Source organism: Bordetella petrii (assembly GCF_017356245.1).
Lineage (GTDB): Bacteria > Pseudomonadota > Gammaproteobacteria > Burkholderiales > Burkholderiaceae_B > Bordetella_A > Bordetella_A petrii_D.
Genome location: NZ_JAFMZZ010000004.1, coordinates 1,066,401 through 1,087,552 on the forward strand (window position 1 = coordinate 1,066,401; position 21,152 = coordinate 1,087,552).

The 21,152-nt window shown below is 68.3% G+C and carries 18 protein-coding genes; 10 read left to right on the forward strand and 8 right to left on the reverse strand.

The window, feature by feature from the left end; translation table 11 throughout:
* Window positions 1-96: 96 nt before the first annotated feature.
* Window positions 97-333 carry a hypothetical protein gene (locus tag J2P76_RS23150; protein ID WP_207410417.1) on the forward strand — a complete coding sequence of 79 codons (237 nt, stop codon included), beginning with the start codon at window positions 97-99 and terminating at the stop codon, window positions 331-333.
* 50 nt (window positions 334-383) lie between these two features.
* On the opposite strand, the gene J2P76_RS23155 is transcribed toward J2P76_RS23150, so the two are convergent.
* The gene (locus J2P76_RS23155; RefSeq protein ID WP_207410420.1) at window positions 384-1,205 is read right to left on the reverse strand and encodes a helix-turn-helix transcriptional regulator; all 822 of its coding nucleotides are present in this window, start codon (window positions 1,203-1,205) and stop codon (window positions 384-386) included.
* Window positions 1,206-1,321: 116 nt separating this feature from the next.
* Here J2P76_RS23155 and J2P76_RS23160 point away from each other — a divergent pair, with 116 nt between their 5' ends.
* Window positions 1,322-2,092 carry a class I SAM-dependent methyltransferase gene (locus J2P76_RS23160; protein WP_207410422.1) on the forward strand — a complete coding sequence of 257 codons (771 nt, stop codon included), beginning with the start codon at window positions 1,322-1,324 and terminating at the stop codon, window positions 2,090-2,092.
* 23 nt (window positions 2,093-2,115) lie between these two features.
* On the opposite strand, the gene metH is transcribed toward J2P76_RS23160, so the two are convergent.
* Complete coding sequence (gene metH / locus J2P76_RS23165; protein ID WP_207410430.1) at window positions 2,116-5,889, reverse strand: methionine synthase; 3,774 nt, start codon at window positions 5,887-5,889, stop codon at window positions 2,116-2,118.
* 357 nt (window positions 5,890-6,246) lie between these two features.
* Between metH and J2P76_RS23170 the strand changes: the two genes are divergently transcribed.
* The 6 genes from J2P76_RS23170 to J2P76_RS23195 all read left to right on the forward strand — a co-directional run bounded on the left by J2P76_RS23170 (window position 6,247) and on the right by J2P76_RS23195 (window position 13,061).
* Window positions 6,247-8,232, forward strand: a complete 1,986-nt coding sequence (locus J2P76_RS23170; RefSeq protein ID WP_242697654.1) for a TonB-dependent receptor — start codon at window positions 6,247-6,249, stop codon at window positions 8,230-8,232.
* 1 nt (window position 8,233) lies between these two features.
* The gene (locus J2P76_RS23175; protein WP_207410434.1) at window positions 8,234-9,211 is read left to right on the forward strand and encodes a cobalamin-binding protein; all 978 of its coding nucleotides are present in this window, start codon (window positions 8,234-8,236) and stop codon (window positions 9,209-9,211) included.
* An 81-nt stretch (window positions 9,212-9,292) separates the two neighbouring features.
* Complete coding sequence (locus J2P76_RS23180) at window positions 9,293-10,102, forward strand: thiazole synthase (protein WP_207410436.1); 810 nt, start codon at window positions 9,293-9,295, stop codon at window positions 10,100-10,102.
* Complete coding sequence (gene thiD / locus J2P76_RS23185; protein ID WP_207410438.1) at window positions 10,099-10,944, forward strand: bifunctional hydroxymethylpyrimidine kinase/phosphomethylpyrimidine kinase; 846 nt, start codon at window positions 10,099-10,101, stop codon at window positions 10,942-10,944. The genes J2P76_RS23180 and thiD overlap by 4 nt, the downstream gene beginning before the upstream one ends.
* A gap of 92 nt (window positions 10,945-11,036) precedes the next feature.
* Window positions 11,037-11,717 carry a protein-L-isoaspartate O-methyltransferase family protein gene (locus J2P76_RS23190; protein WP_207410440.1) on the forward strand — a complete coding sequence of 227 codons (681 nt, stop codon included), beginning with the start codon at window positions 11,037-11,039 and terminating at the stop codon, window positions 11,715-11,717.
* 9 nt (window positions 11,718-11,726) lie between these two features.
* Complete coding sequence (locus tag J2P76_RS23195) at window positions 11,727-13,061, forward strand: TolC family outer membrane protein (RefSeq protein WP_207410442.1); 1,335 nt, start codon at window positions 11,727-11,729, stop codon at window positions 13,059-13,061.
* Between the two features lie 16 nt (window positions 13,062-13,077).
* Here the strand turns inward: J2P76_RS23195 and J2P76_RS23200 are convergent, their stop codons facing one another.
* The 6 genes from J2P76_RS23200 to ubiE all read right to left on the reverse strand — a co-directional run bounded on the left by J2P76_RS23200 (window position 13,078) and on the right by ubiE (window position 18,944).
* Window positions 13,078-13,563 carry an adenylyltransferase/cytidyltransferase family protein gene (locus J2P76_RS23200; RefSeq protein WP_207410444.1) on the reverse strand — a complete coding sequence of 162 codons (486 nt, stop codon included), beginning with the start codon at window positions 13,561-13,563 and terminating at the stop codon, window positions 13,078-13,080.
* A gap of 49 nt (window positions 13,564-13,612) precedes the next feature.
* Window positions 13,613-14,497 carry a ferritin-like domain-containing protein gene (locus J2P76_RS23205; RefSeq protein ID WP_207410445.1) on the reverse strand — a complete coding sequence of 295 codons (885 nt, stop codon included), beginning with the start codon at window positions 14,495-14,497 and terminating at the stop codon, window positions 13,613-13,615.
* Window positions 14,498-14,661: 164 nt separating this feature from the next.
* Complete coding sequence (gene ubiB / locus J2P76_RS23210; protein ID WP_207410447.1) at window positions 14,662-16,215, reverse strand: ubiquinone biosynthesis regulatory protein kinase UbiB; 1,554 nt, start codon at window positions 16,213-16,215, stop codon at window positions 14,662-14,664.
* A 4-nt stretch (window positions 16,216-16,219) separates the two neighbouring features.
* Complete coding sequence (locus J2P76_RS23215; RefSeq protein WP_207410449.1) at window positions 16,220-16,858, reverse strand: ubiquinone biosynthesis accessory factor UbiJ; 639 nt, start codon at window positions 16,856-16,858, stop codon at window positions 16,220-16,222.
* A 142-nt stretch (window positions 16,859-17,000) separates the two neighbouring features.
* On the reverse strand, window positions 17,001-18,014 hold the full coding sequence (locus tag J2P76_RS23220) for a Tim44 domain-containing protein (RefSeq protein WP_207410451.1): 1,014 nt from the start codon (window positions 18,012-18,014) through the stop codon (window positions 17,001-17,003).
* 159 nt (window positions 18,015-18,173) lie between these two features.
* Window positions 18,174-18,944, reverse strand: coding sequence for a bifunctional demethylmenaquinone methyltransferase/2-methoxy-6-polyprenyl-1,4-benzoquinol methylase UbiE (gene ubiE, locus J2P76_RS23225; RefSeq protein WP_207410453.1), 771 nt, complete (start codon window positions 18,942-18,944; stop codon window positions 18,174-18,176).
* A gap of 161 nt (window positions 18,945-19,105) precedes the next feature.
* Here ubiE and phoB point away from each other — a divergent pair, with 161 nt between their 5' ends.
* Complete coding sequence (phoB, locus tag J2P76_RS23230; protein ID WP_207410455.1) at window positions 19,106-19,804, forward strand: phosphate regulon transcriptional regulator PhoB; 699 nt, start codon at window positions 19,106-19,108, stop codon at window positions 19,802-19,804.
* Window positions 19,805-19,816: 12 nt separating this feature from the next.
* Window positions 19,817-21,115 (forward strand): phosphate regulon sensor histidine kinase PhoR, encoded by a 1,299-nt coding sequence (gene phoR, locus J2P76_RS23235; protein ID WP_207410457.1) that lies wholly within the window; start codon window positions 19,817-19,819, stop codon window positions 21,113-21,115.
* The last annotated feature ends 37 nt before the right edge of the window (window positions 21,116-21,152 follow it).

Here is a 21,152-nt window from a genome sequence, read left to right on the forward strand (position 1 = left end):
GCGCTCATGCGATCCGTCTGACATCGGGAAGTACGCATAGACCGGCCACCAGGCCGCGGCTATGCTGCGGCAGATAGCAACCACCACCGCACAGTCATGGAACGGCTACGCAAAAAAACCTGCCCCATGGGAAGCCGGGTCGAAATCCTGGAACATAACGTCGCGCTCATCCGCCAGGATCTCTCCGTGGTGCTGTCGAACTACGTCACCAAGGCGGACATGCACCGCGAGATCAGCCAACAAACCTGGAAAATCATTTCCTGGACCATCTCCTGGACCACCGGCATCTGCAGCGCGTTGACGGCCGCGGTCTATTTCATCACCACCCGGTAGCAAGGCTTGCGGCGCGCCTTTGCGCACGTCGCAATTCCTCCGCACGCCACCTACTCCCCCTCCAGCAACATCACCAGCTTCAAGTCCGGATGCGTGGCCAGCCGGAAGGTCGTCTGCCGGTAGGCCAGCCGGCCGCGGCGCGGATGCTGGAATTCCCGCAGGCCCCCTTCGCGCTCCACCACCGCATGGCGCGTCCACCAGTGGGCGAACACATCGCTGTCACGGTTCAGTTCGTCCAGCAGCGCCAGCACGTCGGCCTCGTCCAGGTGCGCGCCCGCGTCGGCGCGGAACTCCGCCACCACCCGGCGGGCGCGCTGGTCCCAGTCCACCACCAGATGGCGCGCGGCCGGGTCCAGGAAAATGTAGCGCAGCAAATTGGGACGCGGATCGCGCACCGGCCAGTCGTCGAACAGGTCGCGCATGGGCGCGTTGTGCACCAGCACGTTCCAGGCGCGGTCCAGTACGTAGGCCGGCGCGTTGATGGCATCCACGCATTCGCGCAGCAGGCCGGGCGCCTCGCTGGCGTCGTCGCGCGGGTGCTGCGGATCGGCGCATTCGGCCAGTTCGAACAAATACGCGCGTTCGGCGCGCGCCAGCTGCAGCACACCCGCAATGCGCGCCCACACCGCCGGCGACACCGACACCTCGCGGCCCTGCTCGATCCAGGTGTACCAGGTGACGCTGATGCCGCACAGCTGCGCCACTTCTTCGCGGCGCAGGCCGGGCGTGCGGCGCCGCATGCCTTCGGGCAGGCCGGCCATCTGCGGCGTGATGCGCGCCCGCGCGGCCCGCACGAATTCGCCCAGCGCATGGCGGCGGCGTGCGGAGCTTTCGTGGGCGGCCGGGGCACCGGCTTGGGTGGAGGCATTCATACCAGGATAAGTAATGGTCTTGTACGCGTATATCGGAATGCCTATCTTACCCCCAGCACACCGTGCCCCGGCCCATCCCGGCCGCTTCATACGCTTTACAGACTGACAGGAAAATCATGACTTCTCTCGTTTCCCACGACCAGGCCGTGGACCGCCAGTTCGGCCCGCGCGCCGCCGCCTACCTGAGCAGCGCCGTGCACGCGCAGGGCGCCGACCTGGACCAGCTGGCCGGACTGGCGCGCGAACACCCCGGCGCGCGCGTGCTGGACCTGGGCTGTGGCGGCGGCCATGTCAGTTTCCAGGTGGCGCCCTGCGTGGCCCAGGTGGTGGCCTACGACCTGTCGCAGCCGATGCTGGACGTGGTGGCAGCCGAAGCCGCGCGGCGCGGGCTGGACAACCTGGCCACCCGCCGCGGCAAGGCCGAGCGCCTGCCGTTCGCCGACGGCGAGTTCGACCTGGTGTTGTGCCGCTATTCCACCCATCACTGGCAAGACCCCGGCCAGGCGCTGCGCGAGGCGCGGCGCGTGCTCAAACCCGGGGGCATCGCCGCCTTCGCCGACGTGGTTTCGCCCGGCGAGCCGCTGCTCGATACCTGGCTGCAGATGCTGGAAGTGCTGCGCGACAACTCGCACGTGCGCAATTACGCGGTCGCCGAATGGCTGCGGCTGCTGGCCGAGGCGGGCTTCGTGCTGCGCAGCTGCACGCCGCGCCGCATCACCCTGGAATTCGGCTCGTGGGTCGAGCGCATGCGCACGCCGGCCGCGCTGGTGGCGGCGCTGCGCCACATGCTGGCCATCGCGCCGGAATCCGTGCACCGCCACTACGCCATCGCGCAGGACGGCTCATTCAGCAGCGACACGGCCACCCTGGTAGTGCAGCGCGACTGACCCGCCGCGCTGCGCCCGGGCCCCTAGCCCAGGCTGGACGCCAGGGTGCGGCGCACGTCTTCTTCGCTGCGCCCGCTGCGCGCGATGTAGTCGGCCAGCTGATCGGGCCCGATGGTGCCCACATTGAAGTACTGCGACTGCGGATGGCTGAAGTAAAACCCCGACACGCTCGATGCCGGGTACATGGCGTAGCTGTCGGTCAGCAGCATGCCGATGTCGTCGCCGTCCAGCACGCGGAACAGGTCGCGCTTGACCACGTGCTCGGGGCAGGCCGGATAGCCGGGCGCGGGCCGGATGCCCGCGTACTTCTCGGCGATCATCTCGTCGTTGGACAGCGCCTCGTCGGCTGCGTAGCCCCACAGGTCCTGGCGTACGCGCGCATGCAGGCATTCGGCGAAGGCCTCGGCCAGGCGGTCGGCCATGGCCTTGAGCATGATGCCGGAATAGTCGTCCAGCGCGGCCTGGAATTCGGCCTCTTTTTTCTCGATGCCCAGCCCGGCCGTCACGGCGAACATGCCGATGTAGTCGGCCACTCCGCTGGACTTGGGCGCGATGAAATCCGCCAGGCACTTGTTGCTGATGCCTTCGCGCTTGACGCCCTGCTGGCGCAGATTGCGATAGGTGAACAGCACCTCGCTGCGCGATTCGTCGGCGTAGACCTCGATGTCTTCGTCGTTGACGGTATTGGCCGGATAGAACGCCACCGCGCCATTGGCGGTCAGCCAGCGGCCTTCGATAATGCGCTTGAGCATGGCCTGGCCATCGGCGTAGACCTTCTGCGCCTGCTCGCCCACCACCTTGTCTTCCAGAATGGCGGGAAACTGCCCGAACAGGCTCCAGGTCTGGAAGAACGGCGTCCAGTCCAGGTACTTGGCGATCTCGGCCAGGTCGTAGCTCTTGAATGAGCGCCGGCCGATGAACTTCGGGCGCGGCGGCACATAGGCCGGCCAGTCGATCTGCGGGCGCGCCGCGCGCGCCTCGGCCAGCGAGACCAGCGGGGTTGCCTTGCGGTTGGCATGGCGCCGGCGCACGTCGATGTATTCCTGCGCCACTTCGTCGATGTAGGCCTGCGCCTGGTCGGACACCAGGTTGGCGGCCACGCCCACGGCGCGGCTGGCGTCGGGGGTGTAGATGACGGGCCCGTCGTAATTGGGCGCGATCTTCACCGCCGTGTGCACCCGGCTGGTGGTGGCGCCGCCGATCATCAGCGGAATCTTGCGCTCGCGGAAATACGGATCACGCTGCATTTCCGAAGCCACGTAGGCCATTTCTTCCAGGCTGGGCGTGATCAGGCCCGACAGGCCCACGATGTCGGCCTGCTCTTCCTTGGCTTTTTCCAGGATCTGCGCGCAGGGCACCATCACGCCCATGTTCACGACTTCGAAGTTATTGCATTGCAGAACCACCGACACGATGTTCTTGCCGATATCGTGCACGTCGCCCTTGACGGTGGCGATCACCATCTTGCCCTTGGCCCGCACATCGCCGCCGGCGGCGGCGATCTGGCGCTTTTCTTCTTCGATGAAGGGGATCAGGTGGGCCACGGCCTGCTTCATGACGCGCGCCGACTTCACCACCTGCGGCAGGAACATCTTGCCGGCGCCGAACAGGTCGCCCACGATGTTCATGCCGTCCATCAGCGGGCCTTCGATCACCTCGATGGGTCGGCCGCCGCGCGCGTCGATTTTCTGGCGCACTTCTTCGGTGTCTTCGACAATGAAGGTGGTAATGCCGTGCACCAATGCGTGCGACAGGCGCTCTTCGACCGTGCCGGCGCGCCAGGCCAGGTCTTCTTCTTTCTTGGCGCCCGAGCCTTTCACGCTATCGGCGAACTGCACCAGGCGCTCGGTGGGCGAGCGCTCGTCGGCGGCGTCCTGCCGGCCCACGGGCTCGGCGCGGTCCAGGATCACGTCTTCGACCAGGTCGCGCAGCTGCGGCTGCAGGTCGGCGTACACGCCCAGCTGGCCGGCGTTGACGATGCCCATCGTCAGGCCTTCGCGGATGGCGTAATACAGGAACACCGTATGGATGGCCTCGCGCATCGGCTCGTTGCCGCGGAACGAGAAGCTGACGTTCGAAATGCCGCCCGACAGGCGCGCGTGCGGCAGGTTTTGCCGGATCCAGCGCACGCCCTCGATGAAATCCATGGCGTAGTGGTTGTGCTCGTCGATGCCGGTGGCCACGGCGAACACGTTCGGGTCGAAGATGATGTCTTCGGGCGGAAACTGCTCTTGCTCGGTCAGTATCTTGTAGGCGCGCGCGCAGATTTCCTTGCGCCGCTCCAGGGTGTCGGCCTGGCCCTGTTCGTCGAAGGCCATCACCACCACGGCGGCGCCGTAGCGGCGGCACAGGCGCGCATGGTGGCGGAAAGCGTCCTCGCCTTCTTTCATCGAGATCGAGTTCACCACCGCCTTGCCCTGCACGCACTTCAGGCCGGCTTCGATCACTTCCCATTTCGAGCTGTCGATCATGATCGGCACGCGCGCGATGTCGGGCTCGGACGCGATCAGGTTCAGGAAGCGGCGCATGCAGGCCACCGAATCCAGCATGGCCTCGTCCATGTTGATGTCGATGATCTGGGCGCCGTTTTCCACCTGCTGGCGCGCCACGGCCAGCGCCTCGTCGTATTTTTCTTCGCGGATCAGGCGCGCGAACATCTTGCTGCCGGTAACGTTGGTGCGCTCGCCCACGTTGACGAACAGCGACTCTTCATCGATGTTCAGGGGCTCGAGGCCCGACAGGCGCGTCTTGACCGCGATATCGGGCACCACGCGCGGCGTCAGCGCGGCCACCTTGTCGGCAATGGCGCGGATATGGTCGGGGGTGGTGCCGCAACAGCCGCCCGACATGTTCACCAGCCCGGCGCGCGCGAACTCTTCCAGCAGGCCAGACGTATCGGCCGGCGTTTCGTCGAAGCCGGTCTCGGCCATCGGGTTGGGCAGGCCCGCGTTGGGGTACACACAGACGTAGGTGTCGCAGATCTTGGACAGTTCGGCCACATAGGGCCGCATCAGGGCGGCGCCCAGGGCGCAGTTCAGGCCGATGGTGACCGGCCGCGCATGGCGCACCGAATTCCAAAACGCCTCGACCGTCTGGCCCGACAGGATGCGCCCGGAAGCATCGGTGACCGTACCCGAGATCATGACCGGCAGACGCTCGCCGCGCGCCTCGAACACCGACTCCACGGCGAAGATGGCGGCCTTGGCATTGAGCGTGTCGAAGATGGTTTCGATCAGCACGATGTCGATGCCGCCATCGAGCAGGCCGTTGAGCTGCTCGGTATAGGCCTCGCGCAGCTCGTCGAAAGTGATGTTGCGCGCGCCCGGGTCGTTGACATCGGGGGAAATCGACGCGGTCTTGGGCTGGGGGCCCAGCGCGCCCGCCACGAAGCGCGGCCGCTCGGGCGTGCTGTAGGCATCGCAGGCGGCGCGGGCCAGCCGCGCCGATTCCAGGTTCAGTTCGTAGGCCAGGCCCGGCAGGTCGTAGTCGCCCTGCGCCACCGACGTGGCGCCGAAGGTGTTGGTCTCGATGACGTCCGCGCCGGCCTCGAGATACTGGCGGTGGATTTCATCGATGATGTCGGGCCGCACCAGCGACAGCAGTTCGTTGTCGCCCTTCAGGTCCTTGCCGTGGTCGGCAAAGCGCTCGCCGCGGAAATCGGCCTCGCTCAGCTTGTAGCGCTGGATCATGGTGCCCATGGCGCCGTCCAGAATCAGGATGCGCTGGCCGAGCAGGCGGGCGAAGTCGCCGCCGCGGGTATATGACGACGGCGGATAAGGCAGGCGGGGATACGGCACGGGAAGTCTCGGAAATGTGGCGAAAAGGCGAAAAACGCCCGAAAACCAACACTTGATGGTAACAAAATGGGTCGCGCCCCGCCCGCAGGTGATACAGTTCGGCCCCGAACCGGTGCTTCGGCGCGCCCTGCGCGCCGAAGGTAAACGGGAAACAGGAAGGCGCCGCGCGCGCCCTGCCTGTGCTGCCCCCGCAACGGTCACCATGCCGCGCCCCGCGCCGCATGGCAGCCCGATACCGGCCGGTTCGCCCACCGGGGACGCGCCCTGCGCGCCCCCATACCGAGAACGACGTGCGGGGTCGCGCGTCACACCGAGGTTCGTCCGATGAAATCCCGCTTGTTCCGGCGCGCAGCCGGTATGCTGACCTGCGCCGTGCCCGCACTGGCCGCCGCCCAGCAAGATCCCGCCGGCGCTGCCGCCGTTCCCCAGCTCGATGCCGTTACCGTCACCGCCTCGCGCGTGCCCACCGAGGCCCGCGACCAGCCGGTGCAGGTGTCGGTGCTGACCGCCGAGCAGATCCGCACCAGCAGCGCGGTCACCGTGCAAGAACTGCTGTCCACCCAGTCCGGCGTGCATGTCATCAACAGCACCGGCGCCGCCGAGCAGGCGGCCGTCGACCTGCGCGGCTTCGGGCTGACCGGCCCCAGCAACACGTTGATCCTGATCGACGGCATTCCCCAGAACAACAACGACCTGTCGGCCCCCTCGCTGGGCACGGTGCCGCTGGACCGCATCGAGCGCATCGAGATCGTGCGCGGCAGCGGCTCGGTGCAATATGGCGGCGGCACCACCGGCGGCGTCATCAACATCATCACCAAGCGCGGCAATGCCAGCGGCAAACCGGTGTCGGCCAGCGTGACCGGCACCGTGGGCAGCTACGGCCTGCACCAGCTCGACGCGGCCATCGGCCTGCAGAACGAGCACGTCACCGTGGATGTGTACGGCCAGACGCTGCGCACCGACAATTACCGCGACAACAACCGGGAAAGCCGCGACAGCGGCGGCGTGGGCCTGGGCTTCCAGCACGACAGCGGCACGGTGCGCCTGTACGCCCGCACCACCCACCAGAAACTGGGGCTGCCCGGCCCGCGCCGGGTCGACCCGGCCACCGGCCTGGATGAATATGAAGACGACCCGCGCGGCACGTCGACCCCCGACGACTACATCGAGACCCGCACCGACGCCTTCGGCGCGCAAGTCGAGCAGCGCCTGGGCGCGGGCACGCTGTATGCCGACCTGAGCCAGCGCGACAAGTCGCTGACGGGCTTCACCGGCAGCGCCTTCGGCGACACCACGCGCACCCAGGACCTGGACGAGACCACCGGCAGCCTGCGCTACCACCTGCCCATCGCGCAGCGGCATGCGCTGATCCTGGGCGTGGACATGCTCGACAGCGACCTGGACGCCACCAACACCTATTCGTTCTCGCCGGTGGGCGACCACTGGCGGGCCGAACAGCGCCAGCACGGCGTGTTCGCCGAAGCCCAGGTGCAGGCCACCGACACCACCCGCATCACGCTGGGCGGGCGCCGCCAGTACGCGCGCGACCGGCTGGAAACCCTGTCGGGCTTCAGCGGCAATTCCGACGAAACCCGCCACCTGGGGGCCTGGCAGCTGGCCCTGCGCCAGGAAGCCGGCGCCGGGTTCAGTTTGTATGGCAAGGTGGGGCGCAGCTTCCGCCTGGCCAATTCCGACGAAGTGCTGTACGTGGCCACCCCGCTCAAGCCGCAGACCTCGGTGGACAAGGAACTGGGCATCCTGTGGCAGTCGGGCGCCTCCAGCGCGCGGCTGACCTGGTTCCGTTACGATCTCACCAACGAGATCCAGTACAACCCGGTGACGTTCTCGAACGTCAACCTGGCCCCCACCCGCCGCCAGGGCGTCGAGCTCGAAGGCCATCACGCGCTGACCCGCACACTGACCATGGACGCCAACGTGACCTGGCTGCAGGCCGAGTTCCGCTCGGGGTCCGACAACGGCGTGGATCTGGCGGGCAATACCGTGCCACTGGTGCCGAAATGGATGGCCAACCTGGGCGCCACCTGGCGTCCGGACGACAAACTGTTCATCAGTCTGGCGGCCCAGTATGTGGGCAAGGCGCGCATGGACAACGACCAGGCCAACGAATTCGACAAGCAGCTCGACGACTACGTGCTGGTCAACGGCAAGATCGGCTATGCCTTTACCGAAAACGTGTCCGGCACGCTGGCGGTCAACAACCTGTTCGACCGCGAATACGCCACCTACGGCATCCGCTCGGGCAGCACCGGCCCGACCGGCGCCTACAACCTGTACCCGGCCGCCGGCCGTAACGTGCAGGCGGCGCTGACCATCCGCTATTGAGATGAAGCTTCCCCCCCGAAGCACTGCTCGCGCCAGGTGTCTGACTCCCGAAGGGTGTCAGACACCGAAGCGTGCGGCAGCTGCCGCAATAGCAAGACGGCTGTGGTGGCTGGCCGCCGGGCTGGCGGCCAGTCTGGCAGCGGTCACGGCGCAGGCAGACCCCGTCACGGTGCGCGACGGCCAGGGCCGCCAGGTCACGCTGGCGGCGCCCGCCCGGCGCGCCATTACCGTCGCGCCCCACGCCACCGAGCTGGCCTACGCGGCCGGCGCCGGCCGCTACCTGGCCGGCACCGCGCGCGGCAGCGACTATCCGCCCGCCGCGCGCGCCCTGCCCTCGATCGGCGACGCGCTGCGGCCCAGCCTGGAGCACGCCGCCGCGCTGCGGCCCGACCTGCTGATCGCCTGGCAGCCCGCCGTGCCCGATCCGCTGGGCGACCTGATGCGGCGGCTGGACGTGCCGGTTTACTACAGCGATCCGCGCACCCTGGCGGCGATCCCCGATGCGGTCGAGGCCATGGGCCGGCTGTTCGGCACCGAAGACCAGGCAGTGCCCGCCGCGGCAGCCCTGCGCGCCCGGCTGGCGGCGCTGTCGGCCCGCTATGCCGGCCGCGCGCCGGTGCGGGTGTTCATCCAGGCCGGCCTGCAGCCCATCTACACCTTGAACGGGGCCAGCATCGTCAGCGACGCCGTGCACCTGTGCGGCGGCGTGAACGTGTTTGCCGGCGCCGCCATCCTGGCGCCGCAGGTATCGCTGGAAAGCGTGCTGGCGGCGCGCCCCGACGCCGTGCTGGTGGGCGTGCTGGGCCCCGGCGACGCCCAGGCCAGCCGGCAGGCGTGGCGCCAGCGCGGCCTGCCGGCCGCCCTGCACGGCCACGTATTCAGCGTGGACGCCGATTCCCTGTACCGGCCCGGCCCGCGCCTGGTCGACGCGGCCGAGCGCCTGTGCGCGGCGCTGGATACCGTGCGCCGGCCGGACTGAACCGCCGCGTGCTTTATCATGGATGGGTAGCCGGCCTGCCGCAGGCCCCGGCAGCCGCACTTTTTCTCAGCAAGCATCGCCATGACCACTCCTGATACCCTGACCATCGCCGGGCGCGAATACTCGTCGCGCCTGCTGGTGGGCACCGGCAAGTACCAAGACTTCGCGCAGACGCGCGCCGCGCTCGACGCCAGCGGCACGCAGATCGTCACGGTCGCCATCCGGCGCACCAACATCGGCCAGAACCCCGGCGAGCCCAGCCTGCTCGACTACGTGCCGCCTTCGCAGTTCACGCTGCTGCCCAATACCGCCGGCTGCTACAGCGCCGACGACGCGGTGCGCACGCTGCGCCTGGCGCGCGAACTGCTCGACGGCCACGACCTGGTCAAGCTCGAAGTGCTGGGCGATTCGCACACCCTGTTCCCCAACATGCCCGAGACCCTGCAGGCCGCCAAGACACTGGTGGCCGACGGTTTCAAGGTCATGGTGTACTGCACCGACGACCCCATCCAGTGCCGCATGCTCGAAGACCTGGGCGTGGTAGCGGTCATGCCGCTGGCCTCGCTGATCGGCTCGGGCATGGGCATCCTGAACCCCTGGAACCTGCGCCTGATCATCGACCAGGCGCGCGTGCCGGTGGTGGTGGACGCGGGCGTGGGCACGGCCTCGGACGCCGCCATCGCCATGGAACTGGGCTGCGACGCGGTGCTGATGAACACCGCCATCGCCGGCGCGCAAGATCCGGTGCTGATGGCCGGCGCCATGAAAAAAGCGGTGGAAGCCGGCCGCGAAGCCTTCCGGGCCGGCCGCATGCCGCGCAAGCTGTACAGCGGCGCGCCCAGCTCGCCCACCGAAGGCCTGATCGCCGCCGCCCCGGCCAACCCCCGATGACTGCCGCGCGCCAGCCGGCCGCCGGGCAGCGGCCCATTCCCAACGCGCTGAGCATCGCCGGGGTCGACCCTTCCGGCGGCGCGGGCGTGCTGGCCGACGTCAAGGCCATGAGCGCGCTGGGCGCCTACGGCTGCGCCGTCATCGCCGCGCTCACGGCCCAGAATACCCAGGGCGTTACCGACATCGCGCCGGTGCCGCCGGCCTTTGTCGGCCAGCAGATCGACACCCTGTTCGCCGATGTGCGCATCGACGCGGTCAAGATCGGCATGCTGGGCCAGCAGCCCGTCACCCTGGTGGTGGCCGAAAAGCTGGCCCGATGGCTGCCCCCCCATGTGGTGCTGGATCCGGTCATGGTGGCCAAAAGCGGCGACCTGCTGCTCGAACGCGAGGCCGTGGGCGCGCTGCGCGAAGCCCTGCTGCCGCAGGCCACCATGCTGACCCCCAACCTGCCCGAGGCCGGCGTGCTGCTCGGCGAACGCCCGGTCGAGACCGTGAAAGAAATGCGCCGCGTGGCCGAGCGCCTGCGCGGCATCATGGCGCATTCGGGCCAGCGCTGGGTCATGCTGAAGGGCGGGCACCTGCCCGGCAACGACACCATCGACCTGCTGCACGACGGCGACCGCATGATCGAACTGCCGGGCCACCGCATCGACACCCGCAACACCCACGGCACCGGCTGCACCCTGTCGGCCGCCCTGGCCGCCCTGCTGCCGCAGACCGGCGACGTGCCCGAGGCCGCCCGCCGCGCCAAGGCCTACCTGGCCGAGGCGCTGCGCCACGCCGACCGCCTGCAGGTGGGTTCGGGCCACGGCCCCACGCACCATTTCCATGCCTGGTGGTAAGACTTGTCTGACCCCGGCCGGCCCAGGCGCCCAGACATGCAACGAATCAGTACAATGTGCCGTTGCTTCTTCCTGATTTCCCCTTTGCCGTCATGAACGCTTCGACCCTGCCCGACGTAGAAAAAGCCCGCTTCAACATGGTTGAGCAGCAGATCCGCCCCTGGGATGTGCTCGACCCCAAGGTGCTGGACGCCCTGTTCGCCATGCGCCGCGAGCAGTTCGTGCCGCCGGCGCTGCGCGCCCTGGCATTCTCCGACCTGGAAATCCCGCTGCAGATCAACGCGGTCGACACCCGGCAGACCATGCTGGCGCCCAAGGTCGAAGCCCGCCTGGCGCAGGAACTGCAGCTCACCCCCACCGACTGCGTGCTGGAAATCGGCACGGGTTCAGGCTACCAGGCGGCGCTGCTGGCGCACCTGGCGCAGCAGGTCACCTCGGTCGAAATCGACAACCGCCTGGTGGCGTTCGCGCAGCAGAACCTGCAAATGAACAACGTCACCAACGTCAAGGTCGAGACCGGCGACGGCCGCAACGGCTGGGGCACCACCGAATACGACGCCATCCTGGTCACCGGCTCGGTGCCCACGGTTCCCGACGCCCTGAAATACCAGCTGCGCGTCGGCGGCCGCCTGGTGGTCATCGTGGGCCAGGCGCCCATCATGACCGCCTGCCGCATCACGCGCACCACGGCCGCCAGCTTCGAAACCGTCAACCTGTTCGAAACGGTCGTCAAGCCGCTGCGCGGGGCCACGGTTTCGCAGTTCAAGTTCTAACCACTTCGCATGCGCGCCGGTTCGCTTGCGGCCACGCTGTTCCTGGCGCTTGCCGCAAGCCTTAGCACGCCGGCCGGCGCCGCCCAGGATTTGCTGCAGATCTGGCGCGAAGCGCTGGCCAGCGACCCGCTCTACGCCGCGGCCCGCGCTTCTTACCGCGCCTCTATCGAACAGCTGCCGCAGGCGCGCGCCAGCCTGTTGCCGGCGGTCAATGCCGAAGTGCTCGGCGCCTACGATGAAACCCGCGCCACGCGCAGCGTGTCGTCGCGCAGCCGCGACGGCACCCGCGGCGCCTGGGACCTGGTCCTGACCCAGCCCCTGTACGACTGGTCGCGCTGGCAGCGCTACGAACAGGCCAAGCTGGGCGTGGCCGACGCCGAACTGCAGCTGCAGCAGGCCTACCAGGACCTGCTGCTGCGCGTGGCCGACGCCTATTTCAACGTGCTGGCCGCGCAAGACACCCTGGCCGCCACCGAAGGCGAGAAAGCCGCGGTGGCCGCCCAGCTGGAGTCGGCCAGGCGCAATTTCGAGCTGGGCAATTCCACCATTACCGACACCTACGAAGCCCAGGCGCGCTACGACCTGGTGGTGGCGCAAGAACTGCTGCAGCAGCACGCCCTGGACGTGCTGCGCGACGAACTCGGCAAGATCATCGGCCAGCCGCCCGGCGCGCTGGCCGAACTGCCGCGCAGCGTGCCGCTGCCGCCGCCGCAGCCGGCGCGCCTGGCCGACTGGTCCACCCAGGCCGAGGCCGCCAGCCTGGAAGTGGCGCGCGCCCAGCTGCACACGCAGATCGCCCAGCGCGATATCCAGGTGGCGCGCAGCGGCCACTACCCCACCCTGAGCCTACGGGCCACCAGCGGCAGCGCCGACAGCTCGCATCGCGACGCCGCCGGCGGCCGCGCCGTCGACAACTCCATCGGCCTGGTGCTGTCGGTGCCCATTTATTCCGGCGGCGGCGTGTCCTCTCAGGTAACAGAAAAAGTCCAACTGGAACAAAAGGCGCGCAAAGAGTACGAGGCCGCGCGCCGCCAGGCCATCCAGTCGGCCCGCCAACACTACACCGGCGTGGTGTCCGGCCTGGCGCGCATCGCCGCGCTCGAAGCCGGCGAAAAGTCCAGCCGCGCGGCCGTGCAGGCCAACCAGACGGGCTATGAAATCGGCGTGCGGATCAACCTGGACGTGCTCAACGCCCAGCAGCAGCTGTATGCCACCCAGCGCGACCTGGCCCAGGCGCGCTACAACACCCTGCTCAACGGGTTGCGGCTCAAGGCCGCGGGCGGCATCCTGTCCGAAGCCGACCTGGATGCCGTCAACCGGCTGCTGCGCCTGCCCGCACCCTGAAGGGCAGACACACCGCCTAGCCGCGGATTTTCTTCACCAGCGAAGTCGTCGACCGCTCGAACTCAAACGGAATCGCCAGCGCGCGCCCGCCCCAGGTCTTGACCAGCGCGGTTTCCGGCAGGGTTTCCATGTCGTAGTCGCCGCCCTTGACGATCAGGTCGGGGCGCAGTTCGCCGATGATCTCGACCGGCGTGTCTTCATGGAACCAGGTCACCGCGCTGACGCAGCCCAGGGCCGCCAATAGCGCGGCGCGGTCTTCCTGGCGGTTCAGGGGGCGGTCGGCGCCCTTGCCCAGCCGGCGCACCGAGTCGTCGGTGTTGATGGCCACCACCAGCGTGGCGCCCAGCTGCGCGGCCTGGTCCAGATAGGTGGCATGCCCGCGGTGCAGGATGTCGAAGACGCCGTTGGTGAACACCAGCGGGCGGGGCAGCGTGCCCTGGGCAATGGCCGCGGCGCAGGCTTGGCGGGACAGGATCTTGGATTCGAAACGGGCGGCAGGCATGCGGCGATTGTACGCCGCCATACCGCCGCCCACGCCCGCCGGCGGCGCCTCAGGCGCCGGCCGGAACGATCAGCTCGGGCTGCGCGCCCGCCGCGGCCAGGCCGGCGATTTCCTTGCGGTAGCGGTTCAGGTCTTTCACCGACTCGAAGCTGCGGCCCATCAGGGACGACAGGATGTGCAGGATGCGGCTGGCCACTTTCTGTTCCCAGGCGCCGTCGAAGCGGATCTGCGTATCCAGCCAGTGCTCCAGCCAGCCCGGCTCGGGCAGGCGCGACTGCACCGTGTCGTTGGGGAACAGCGCCTTGTTCACATGCAGGTTGGTGGGGTGCATAGCCTGGGCCGTGCGGCTGGCCGAGGCCATCAGCACGCCGATTTTCGAGAACGACAGCCGGGCCTGCTCGCTGGTGCGCTGGCCGCGGTCGTGCAGGGCGCGGCGCATGTACTGCAAGTAGGCGCCGGCATGGCGGGCCTCGTCGCGCGAGATGGTCTGGTAGATGGCCTTGATGACCGGCTCGGTATGCCAGTCGGCCGCGCGGCGGTACCAGTGGTTCAGGCGCACCTCGCCGCAGAAGTGCAGCATCAGCGTCTCGAGCTCGGGCGCCGGGTCGAATTCGAAGCGCACCTTGTGCAGCTCTTCCTCGGTGGGCACCAGTTCGGGGCAGAAGCGGCGCAGGTATTCGATCAGCACCAGCGAATGCTTCTGCTCTTCGAAGAACCATACCGACATGAATGCGCAGAAATCGCTGTCGCCGCGATTGTCGCGCAGGAACATTTCGGTGGCCGGCAGCGCCGCCCATTCGGTGATGGCATTCATCTTGATGGTGTATGCCTGCTCGTCCGACAGCTTGCTGCGGTCGAAGTCATCCCAGGGGATGTCGCTTGCCATGTTCCAGCGTACGGCTTCCATGGTCTTGAAGAGTTCAGGATAAAGCATGGTGTACCCTTGTTGGTCCCGCGTGGGGCCTTATGACTTCAAACAAACGCCGTGCTGTCACGGCCCGGGCCCTGCACGCTATCGCGCAGGGTTATTTATCGCCTCGCCGTACGAAACTGTCATGACAGTCTGGTGACGAATTCATGACACGGCGGTGCGACAGGTCAGCGGGTCAGGGCCCACAGGGCCACCCCCACTGCCAAGGCCAGCACGGCCGCCAAGGCGGCCAGCAGGCGGTTGCCCTGTTCCTGCGCCTGGCGCAGGCGGGTCATTTCGAGCAGCAGCTGCGGCGCCACGTCGGGCCGGCTGAGCTGCTCGTGCATCAGCCGCGGCAAGGCCGGCAGCATCTGCGACCATTGCGTGGCTTCTTTGGCCAGCGATTTGCGCAGGCCGTCCAGGCCCATGCGCTGGCGCATCCAGTTTTCCAGATAGGGCTTGGCGGTCTTCCAGAGATCGAGGTTGGGATCCAGCTGGCGCCCCAGGCCTTCGACGTTGAGCAGGGTTTTCTGCAGCAGCACCAGTTGCGGCTGGATCTCGACATTGAAGCGGCGCGAGGTCTGGAACAGCCGCAGCAGCACCTGCCCCAGCGAGATCTCGGCCAGCGGACGGTCGAAATACGGTTCGCACACCGCGCGCACGGCGCCTTCGAGCTCTTCTTCGCGCGTGTCCGGCGGCACCCAGCCCGACTCGATGTGCAGCTGCGCCACGCGCCGGTAGTCGCGGTGGAAAAAGGCCAGGAAATTCTGCGCCAGGTAGTTCTTGTCGAATTCGGACAGCGAACCGACGATGCCGAAGTCCAGCGCGATATAGCGCCCCAGGGTCTCGGGCCGGTCGGACACATAAATGTTGCCCGGGTGCATGTCGGCGTGGAAAAAACCGTCGGAGAACACCTGGGTGAAGAAAATGTCGACGCCACTGCGCGCCAGCGTGGGAATGTCGATGCCCGCGGCGCGCAGGCGGTCGATCTGGCCCACCGGAATGCCGTACATGCGCTGCATGGTGAACACCGTGGAAGCGGTGTATTCCCAGATGACCTCGGGCACGATCAGCAGGTCGCCGCGCCCGGATGCGGCATCGAAATTGCGCCGCAGCTGGCTGCAGTTGGACGCCTCGCGCACCAGGTCGAGCTCGTCGTGCAGGTAGTTGTCGAACTCAGCCACCACTTCGCGCGGCTTCAGACGGCGGCCGTCGGGGCCGGTGCGCTCGACGATGCGCGCCACGATGCGCAGCAGCGACAGGTCGCGTTCGATCGCCTGGCGCATGCCGGGGCGCAGCACCTTCACGGCCACTTCGCGCCCGTCGTGCAGCACGGCGAAGTGCACCTGGGCGATCGATGCCGAAGCCACCGGGTCGACGTCGAACTGGGCAAACAGCTGGGCGGGCGGCGCGCCCAGCGCGGCCTCGATGCTGGCGGCCGCCTGCGCCGACGGGAACGGCGGCACGCGGTCTTGCAGCAGCGCCAGTTCGTCGGCGATGTCGGCCGGGATGAGATCGCGCCGGGTCGACAGCACCTGGCCGAACTTCACGAAAATCGGGCCCAGCGATTCGAGCGCCCGCCGCAGCCGCAGCCCGCGCGGGGCGCGCGGCCGCATGCCAAGCCGGATCAGCCAGCGCAGGCCGTTGGCCAGCGGGTGGTCAAGGCTGGACAGCACCAGGTCGTCCAGGCCGAACCGGAACGCCACATACAAAATGCGTAGCACGCGCAGGAAACTGGGCATGGCTTCAGGCGCCTCGCTGCCGGGCCAGGCGGGCCAGCCGCGCGTCCAGGTCGGCCGCCCGGCGCGCCACGGCGTCGCCGCGGGCGCCGAGTTCGGCCAGGTCTTGCCGCCACTGGGCCAGCAGCGGCGCGCCGGCCAGCACGCCACGCTCTTCGGCCAGGTACTCGGACACGTTGCGCCCCAGGCTGGCCGCCGCGGCGCGCATGCCCTCGCCGGCCGCGCGCGCGCCCGCCGTCAGGCGCGCCGCCGGGATATCGCCCACCACGCGAGCCAGGTCGTCTTCGGGGTCCCAGCGCAGGCTGGCGGCCAGATCGGCCACCACGCGCGCCAGCGCGGCGTCGCCTTCGATATGGGTGGCCTCGGCCACGTCGGGCCTGTCCTGGCCGGGCAAAAGGCGCAGCGGATTGAACTTGGCCGGATCGACGGTAAGGGTGACGTCGGGCACCACGGCCGTGTCGGCCAGGTCGGCGTAGCCTTCGCTGTTGACGGCCAGGCCGGCCGTGAAGCCGCCCACCGCAAAACGCACAGTCTTGCCGGCATGGCGCGCCAGGCGTTCACGCGCCCAGGCTTCGCGCGCCAGCAAGGCATTCAGCGCGCGAACCGCCAGACGCGGAGGAGTGGGCAATACAGAGAAGGGCAGCATCGATGCGGGGCGGGCCTGCCTGCCGCGGGCCCGGCCGATTAAACGGACAAACCCGGAGTTTACCGGGTCGGGCGCGCGCCTGCCCCGCGCGCGGGGCGGCAGGCCATGCACGGCCGGGCGCGCGGATGGCGCCCGGCGGCCGTCAGCTTGCGTATTCGATGGGAATCTGCTGGATGCCGGCCAGCAGCCAGCCGCCTTGCTGGGGCTTGTACAGGTTCCAGACTTCTTCGAAGCGGAAGGCCTCGGTGCCGGGGGCCTCGCGCAGCATGCCGGAGAAGCGGACGCTGGCCAGGTGGCCATCGGACACCGTTTCGATGCCCAGCATTTCTGCGTTGAGCAGCACCACTTCGGTCTGGTTGGGCGCGGCGCCGCGCTCGGCCAGTTGCTGCTTCAGTTCGGCGATGAGGTCGTCGGTAAGGAATTCGCGCAGGCGGTCGGTATCGCCGCTGTCCCAGATGGCCTGGATTTGCACGAACTGCTCTTTGGCCTTTTTCAGGAACTCGGTGGAATCGAAATCGCCAGGGATATACCAGTTGTCGTCGTCGCCCTGGGCGGGCAGCGAGGCGGCGGGGGCTGCCGCCGCCGCCGGCGCGGCGGCCGGCGCCGTGCCGGCCGAGGCGCCCAGCGACTGGCGCCACAGGGGCTGCTGCGGGCTCTGGCCAGCGTCGTCCTGGCGCGCCGAGCCGGCGCCGTAGGCGCCCTGGGTGGCATGGCGCGGGCCGGCGCCGCGCAGGCGGCGCACGATGAACAGCACCGCGAACACCACCAGCCCGATCAGCAGCATGCTGGACAGGAATTCGGCGAAGGCGCCCGACAGGCCCAGGTGCGACAGCAGCGCGGCAATGCCCAGGCCGGCGGCGATGCCGGCGATGGGGCCCAGCCAGCGCGACATGCCGCTCTTGGCGGCCGTGCCCGCGGCGGCGGTGCCGGCGGCGGTACCCGTGGCCGGCGCCGTGGACCGGTTGGTGGTGGTGGTCGTGCTGGTGGACGGCGTCGTGGCCTGGCGCTGCTGGGTAATGTTGGTGGACTGGCGGCCGAAGCTGCTGCCGCCGCCCATGCGGCGGGCCTCGGCGTCGAACGACACCGCCAGCATGGCGGTTCCGGCGACAGCGATCAGCGCAGCGGCGAGCAGCCGGGTGAATCCGGGACGGGACATATTGCGTGACTCCTTGAGCGCAATGGCGCCCCTAATCAGGGGGACGCCGCCGGGCCGCGGCGCGGCCGGCATTTTTTCTGGCCAGGTTTCTTACAGAAAACTGAATACCTGAAGAATAACGGACAAGCCGGCGGGCGACAAGTTCCCGCGGCCGGGCGTTCAGCCCAGCCGCACGCCCTCGTGCAGGGCGACGACGCCGGCGGTCAGGTTGAAATACTGCACCCGTTCCAGGCCGGCGGTGCGCATCATGTCAGCCAGGGTGTCCTGGTCGGGGTGCATGCGGATGGATTCCGCCAGGTAGCGGTAGCTGGCTTCGTCGCCGGCCACTTTCTTGCCCAGCCAGGGCAATATATTGAAGGAGTACCAGTCGTATACCGGCGCCAGCGGCTTGGCCACCCGCGAAAATTCCAGCACCAGCAGCTTGCCGCCCGGCTTGAGCACGCGGGTCATCTCGGCCAGGGCCCGGTCTTTGTGGGTCATGTTGCGCAGGCCGAATGCCACGCTGACCCGGTCGAAATACCCATTCGGAAACGGCAGGCGTTCAGCGTCGCACACGGCGGTGGGCAGCAGCAGCCCGGCGTCGGTCAGGCGGTCGCGCCCCACGCGCAGCATGGAATCGTTGATGTCGGTAAGCCATACTTCGCCCGAGGCGCCGGCCCGGCGCGCGAACGCCTTGGCCAGGTCGCCCGTGCCGCCGGCGATGTCCAGCACTTTCATGCCCGGCCGGATGGCGGCGCGGCCGATGGTGAATGCCTTCCAGGCACGGTGCAGCCCGCCCGACATCAAGTCGTTCATGACATCGTAGCGGGACGCCACCGAGTGGAAAACCTCGGCTACCTTGCGGGCTTTCTCGTTTTCGGGGACAGATTGAAACCCGAAGTGCGTGGTGCTGGCGTCCGGATCGGAAGAAGGCGTGGAATGTTGTTGCATGATGGAAACCCCGGTGTATGGGGCAATGGTAGCCGATCGGGGGCCGCGGGAGCCCCACACCCGGGCAGCGACCTGGCCAGCGGTCACATACCTGAAATATTCCGGCCATACTATCGCAATGTTCGCGCCGCCCATGGCGCCCACTGCCAGCCTCCACCGCCATGTCCAGCACCATTCTTGTTGTCGAAGACGAACCCGCCATCCAGGAACTCATCGCCGTCAACCTTTCGTTCGCCGGCCATAAAGTCCTGCGCGCTTTCGACGCTGAACAGGCCCAGACCCTGATCCGCGCGGAACTGCCCGACCTGATCCTGCTCGACTGGATGCTGCCCGGCACCTCGGGCCTGACCCTGGCGCGCAAACTGCGCGACGACGAGCGCACCCGCGCCGTGCCGGTCATCATGCTGACCGCCAAGGGCGCCGAGCAGGACAAGGTCGACGGCCTGGAAGCCGGCGCCGACGATTACATCACCAAGCCGTTCTCGCCCAAGGAACTGATGGCGCGCATCAAGGCGGTGCTGCGGCGCCGGGCGCCCCAGCTCACCGACGACATCATCGATGTCAGCGGGCTGAAGCTCGATCCGGTCACGCACCGACTGTCGGGCAACGAGCAGTCGCTGTCGATCGGCCCGACCGAGTTCCGCCTGCTGCATTTCTTCATGACCCACCCCGAGCGGGTTTTCTCGCGCTCGCAATTGCTGGACCAGGTGTGGGGCGACCACGTCTTCGTGGAAGAACGCACCGTCGACGTGCACATCCGCCGCCTGCGCAAGGCGCTGGAGCCCTCGGGCCACGACGCGCACGTCGAAACCGTGCGCGGCAGCGGCTACCGGTTTACTGCACAGGTCCCGGCACGGTAAAACATCGCCACGATGATCTGGCTGCGCACTTTGTTCCTGGTCGCCCTGTGGGCGATCGTGGCGTTGTTCATTCAATGGCTGGCCGGCGACCCGGCCGGCTGGGTGGTGTTCTGCGTGGCCTTGCTGGCCATGCTGTTCTGGCGCAGCTGGCGGCTGCGCGCGGTGTCGCACTGGGCGCACCACCCCGAGACCTCGCCGCCGGCCTCGGTGGGCCCCTGGGACGACATCCTGGCGCCGCTGTACCGCTACACGCGGGCCCGCTCGCGCGAACTGGCCGAAACCCGCGGCACCATGCAGGGCATGCTGGCGGCCGCGCAAGCCCTGCCCGACGGCGTGGTGACGCTGAATGAGGATTTCCAGATCGAATGGTGCAACCGCGTGGCGCGCCACCACCTGGGCCTGAGCCTGCCCGCAGACCGCGGGCACAATCTGCTGAACCTGCTGCGCGCGCCCGAATTCGTGGCCTACGCGCATCGCGACGACTGGCCCGAGCCCATTCTGGTGCGGCTGGCGCACGGCGGCCAGGAACGCGTCATGATGATGCACCTGGCGGCCTATGCCAGCAACCGGCGGCTGCTGATCTCGCGCGACGTCACGCAGATCGAGAAGCTCGAAACCACGCGGCGCGACTTCGTCGCCAACGTTTCGCACGAACTGCGCACGCCCCTGACCGTGCTGGCCGGCTTTCTGGAAACACTGCGCGACATGCCGGCCGAAGCGCTGGGCACCGAACAGCGCGACCAGTACATGGGCATGATGCACGAACAGGCCCAGCGCATGCAGGCCATCGTGGAAGACCTGCTGACGCTGTCCACGCTGGAATCGTCGCCCGGCACGGACCCGCGCGCGGTCAACCTGCCCAGCCTGTTGCAGACCACGCGCCAGCAGATCGAGGCCTTGTCGGCGGGGCGCCACAGTTTTACCTGGCATATCGACGAATCGCTGGATGTGCTGGGCGCCGAAACCGAGCTGGCCTCGGCCATCTCGAACCTGCTGACCAACGCCGTGCGCTACACGCCCGACGGCGGCAAGATCACGGTGCACTGGCACGGCGAGGCCGACGGCGGCGCGCGCTTCAGCGTGCAGGACACCGGCATCGGCATCGCGGCGCTGCATATCCCGCGGCTGACCGAGCGCTTCTACCGGGTCGACCGGGGCCGTTCGCGCGCCGCCGGCGGCACCGGCCTGGGGTTGGCCATCACCAAGCACATCGCCATCCGCCACGACGCCGAACTGCTGATCACCAGCGAAGTCGGCAAGGGCAGCATCTTCGCCCTGCACTTTCCGGCCGAACGGGTAGTGGCCGCCTGATCGCCACACCGGCCAAATGGCCTCTGCCCGCCCTGGC

What these genes read in the sequence shown, in the direction of transcription:
- J2P76_RS23150 (WP_207410417.1), top strand. Translation starts at nt 97, where the DNA reads ATGGAACGGCTACGCAAAAAAACCTGCCCCATGGGAAGCCGGGTCGAA.
- J2P76_RS23155 (WP_207410420.1), bottom strand. Translation starts at nt 1,205, where the DNA reads ATGAATGCCTCCACCCAAGCCGGTGCCCCGGCCGCCCACGAAAGCTCC.
- J2P76_RS23160 (WP_207410422.1), top strand. Translation starts at nt 1,322, where the DNA reads ATGACTTCTCTCGTTTCCCACGACCAGGCCGTGGACCGCCAGTTCGGC.
- J2P76_RS23170 (WP_242697654.1), top strand. Translation starts at nt 6,247, where the DNA reads ATGCTGACCTGCGCCGTGCCCGCACTGGCCGCCGCCCAGCAAGATCCC.
- J2P76_RS23175 (WP_207410434.1), top strand. Translation starts at nt 8,234, where the DNA reads ATGAAGCTTCCCCCCCGAAGCACTGCTCGCGCCAGGTGTCTGACTCCC.
- J2P76_RS23180 (WP_207410436.1), top strand. Translation starts at nt 9,293, where the DNA reads ATGACCACTCCTGATACCCTGACCATCGCCGGGCGCGAATACTCGTCG.
- thiD (WP_207410438.1), top strand. Translation starts at nt 10,099, where the DNA reads ATGACTGCCGCGCGCCAGCCGGCCGCCGGGCAGCGGCCCATTCCCAAC.
- J2P76_RS23190 (WP_207410440.1), top strand. Translation starts at nt 11,037, where the DNA reads ATGAACGCTTCGACCCTGCCCGACGTAGAAAAAGCCCGCTTCAACATG.
- J2P76_RS23195 (WP_207410442.1), top strand. Translation starts at nt 11,727, where the DNA reads ATGCGCGCCGGTTCGCTTGCGGCCACGCTGTTCCTGGCGCTTGCCGCA.
- J2P76_RS23200 (WP_207410444.1), bottom strand. Translation starts at nt 13,563, where the DNA reads ATGCCTGCCGCCCGTTTCGAATCCAAGATCCTGTCCCGCCAAGCCTGC.
- J2P76_RS23205 (WP_207410445.1), bottom strand. Translation starts at nt 14,497, where the DNA reads ATGCTTTATCCTGAACTCTTCAAGACCATGGAAGCCGTACGCTGGAAC.
- ubiB (WP_207410447.1), bottom strand. Translation starts at nt 16,215, where the DNA reads ATGCCCAGTTTCCTGCGCGTGCTACGCATTTTGTATGTGGCGTTCCGG.
- J2P76_RS23215 (WP_207410449.1), bottom strand. Translation starts at nt 16,858, where the DNA reads ATGCTGCCCTTCTCTGTATTGCCCACTCCTCCGCGTCTGGCGGTTCGC.
- J2P76_RS23220 (WP_207410451.1), bottom strand. Translation starts at nt 18,014, where the DNA reads ATGTCCCGTCCCGGATTCACCCGGCTGCTCGCCGCTGCGCTGATCGCT.
- ubiE (WP_207410453.1), bottom strand. Translation starts at nt 18,944, where the DNA reads ATGCAACAACATTCCACGCCTTCTTCCGATCCGGACGCCAGCACCACG.
- phoB (WP_207410455.1), top strand. Translation starts at nt 19,106, where the DNA reads ATGTCCAGCACCATTCTTGTTGTCGAAGACGAACCCGCCATCCAGGAA.
- phoR (WP_207410457.1), top strand. Translation starts at nt 19,817, where the DNA reads ATGATCTGGCTGCGCACTTTGTTCCTGGTCGCCCTGTGGGCGATCGTG.